The organism is Gelidibacter sp., from assembly GCF_035577925.1.
In the GTDB taxonomy this organism is placed as follows: Bacteria; Bacteroidota; Bacteroidia; order Flavobacteriales; family Flavobacteriaceae; genus Gelidibacter.
In genome coordinates this window covers 1-2,152 of record NZ_DATJCY010000169.1, presented here as the reverse complement: position 1 = coordinate 2,152, position 2,152 = coordinate 1, and the positions used below count along the sequence as shown (strand labels likewise).

5 protein-coding genes are annotated in these 2,152 nt (G+C 35.9%); all 5 read right to left on the bottom strand.

Annotation, left to right across the window (positions count from 1 at the left end):
* Nucleotides 1–202, bottom strand: a 202-nt coding sequence (locus tag VNJ50_RS05995) for a lipocalin family protein (RefSeq protein WP_325579989.1), incomplete at its 3' end; no start/stop codon positions are given.
* Nucleotides 186–887 carry a lycopene cyclase domain-containing protein gene (locus tag VNJ50_RS05990; protein WP_325579987.1) on the bottom strand — a complete coding sequence of 234 codons (702 nt, stop codon included), beginning with the start codon at nt 885–887 and terminating at the stop codon, nt 186–188. The genes VNJ50_RS05995 and VNJ50_RS05990, both read right to left, overlap by 17 nt.
* Nucleotides 884–1,342 (bottom strand): sterol desaturase family protein, encoded by a 459-nt coding sequence (locus tag VNJ50_RS05985; RefSeq protein ID WP_325579985.1) that lies wholly within the window; start codon nt 1,340–1,342, stop codon nt 884–886. The genes VNJ50_RS05990 and VNJ50_RS05985 overlap by 4 nt, the downstream gene beginning before the upstream one ends.
* Before the next feature lie 10 nt (nt 1,343–1,352).
* The gene (locus VNJ50_RS05980) at nt 1,353–1,811 is read right to left on the bottom strand and encodes an SRPBCC family protein (RefSeq protein WP_325579983.1); all 459 of its coding nucleotides are present in this window, start codon (nt 1,809–1,811) and stop codon (nt 1,353–1,355) included.
* Nucleotides 1,812–1,814: 3 nt separating this feature from the next.
* Nucleotides 1,815–2,152 (bottom strand): hypothetical protein (locus VNJ50_RS05975; protein WP_325579981.1); only part of this gene is annotated, 338 nt, incomplete at its 5' end.

Below are 2,152 nucleotides of genomic sequence, written 5' to 3'. Positions count from 1 at the left end.
GACTGTATTGAGCGGAGACATTGTCCAAGTTCTTTTCAAAACGAAAATCAAAACGGGCAATTTCGTACCATGTACCTAAATATTTATCTATATCAAAATTTTTGACTGCTATTGCATTTTTAGGAATAGAGGCACAGGAATTTAAAAGAGCAACTAAGCTTATGGCACAGGCTGCTATTAAAATTTTATTTTTTGCTTTCATCGTGCGTATGTTTAAATTTTTCAAAAAAGTAAAGTACCAAAATAAATTGTGTATATCCGTAAACCGCGTCTTCGATTGGTATCGTTAGTATTCGTATGCCTAAGAAATCCCCAGGATTGTAATTCACTATGGGTGTTTCTAATCCTGTGCCGGTCAGCACGCCATTTACTGGAAAGAAACCTAACATCAATATTGTAAATACCAGCGATGCTTTGCCAATCCAATCTGCCCGAGCAATAAAATGCAGGTAAATTAAAGTTGCTGAAGTGGTGATAGCTGTTACCAATGTATAGATTTTATCGTAATGCAACAAAGCGATAACCACACAGACAATCAAACTGACAAAAACGATCAGATTATTAAAGCTGGATAGCCATCCTAGCTTGAAAAATTTATCAAAACAGAAATAGGTAAATACACATGAAAACGGAATGAATATAAAGAAAAGCCACTCTTCGAGAGGCAATCCTGCTATCACTATTCCAAGGGTATAATCTGTATTAAACCACCAAACACCTTTTGCCGTAAACCATACATCCCAAGATATTAATGGAATGGCAACTAGAACGGCGGATTTTATGTACGCTCCAAAATAACGGTTAAAGCGAATTCGCTTATCAAAAGATGCAATGAAGCAAATGATAACCGTAAAAAATAATATCAGTGAATACGTATATGCCATCATTTTTTAGAAGAATTAAAATACATTTTAAAATACTTGAATGGCACATATAAAAAGCCAAAACACTCACCATTTTCTTTGCCGATATGCTTGTGATGTTGTTTGTGTGCTCTGCGAAGTGCCAAAAAATAGGGGTTTTTCGTTTTGGTCAATAATTTAATCCGTTGGTGGATAAAGACATCGTGTACGAAAAAATAGGCCATTCCATACAGCATAATGCCCAATCCAATAAAAAACAAATAATTGAAATTTTCTAGCGAACCGAAATACATTAATGCAATGGTCGGTATAGCAAATATGACAAAGAAATAATCATTTTTTTCAAGCGCTCCGTCATTGCTATGATCGTGATGGTCTTTGTGTAACCCCCAAAGAAAGCCGTGCATAATATATTTGTGGATAATCCAAGTTGCTCCTTCCATGACTATAAATGCTCCAAATACAATTAAAAAATTCATACCCGTTTTTTTACTTATTAAATAGATTTTCTAAAACGCTGTAGCGGAAATCAAAGATGTGTGCCAACTTCTTTTTCACAAAAAGAAGATGTGCTATCTTCCCTAAAAAACCGAAAGGCAATTCATAATCTACCGTATCTTTCATCAGCACACCGTCTTTATTGGGGATAAATTCGTGAAAATGGTTCCAGTATTTGTAAGGCCCTTTCTCCTGAAAATCAGTAAAGCTTCTATTGGGTTCCACATGGGTAATTCTCGTTCTCCACTTCAACGGAACTTTCAGCAACGGCGAAACGATATAATCGATCACCATTCCTTCAGTAATCTGTTCGCTGTTATAATCAGACAGCACCGTAAAACCCATGTCTTTGGGTGTAATCTTGGAAAGGTTCTTCGGAGAAGAAAAAAAGTCCCAAGCTGTTTGGATATCGCAATTCAATTGTTGCTCCCTGTATAACCGGTGTTTCATAGTTTAGTCTTTTAAAAGCGTTCCTATATTTTTCTGCAAAATCTCCGACCTGATTTGGTGTCGGTTTTCCTTAATAAATTTGGCATCCTTATTTATGTTTGATTTATATCCTAAAAAAGACGGAGCATTTTTTTGAACCGAAAGCCGGATAAACCTTAATTCCACATTGTTAGGTTCTTTTTTGATTGCCTGCTCGATGTTTTTCTTCCCTTCCTTAAATGTCTTGAGTTTACTTATCGGACTAAAGACGTGATTTGCCCAGATGGTTTGTAAACCACCCAAATAAGCCATATGTGTAGCTGAATTGTTCTTTGTTTCCGTCAATTCCGCAATCATCTTTT